General features: G+C 70.0%; 1 protein-coding gene. It reads right to left on the bottom strand.

What is annotated here, in order from left to right; all coding sequences use genetic code 11:
* Nucleotides 1-340: condensation domain-containing protein (locus ACLEQD_RS45315; RefSeq protein WP_410392060.1), on the bottom strand; the 340-nt coding region annotated here is incomplete at both ends.

The raw sequence follows: 340 nt of genomic DNA on the forward strand, positions 1-340 counted from the left end.
CGCTGGGCCAGGGCCTTGAGCGCCTGCGAGACCTCCGGCGGGAGGCGCACGTCCACCGTGGCCCCCCGGTGCGACTGCACGGGCGGACGAGGACGGTCCGTGGGCAGGTCGAGCGCCGCGGGGGCTCCGGACAACTGCTGCTTCCAGTAGCCGAGCTGCGCCTCCAACACTTCACCCTGCATCCACTGGCGCTGCCATGCCGCGAAGTCCGCGTACTGCACCGACAAGGGGCTGAGGGCCGGGTCGTTGTCCGTGGTGAATGCCGCGTAGAGCGCAGTGAGTTCGCGGACGAGGACGCCCATGGACCAGCCGTCGGAGACGATGTGGTGCATCGTCACCA

Origin of the sequence: Corallococcus sp. 4LFB (genome assembly GCF_046520365.1) — a bacterium.
Lineage (GTDB): Bacteria > Myxococcota > Myxococcia > Myxococcales > Myxococcaceae > Corallococcus > Corallococcus caeni.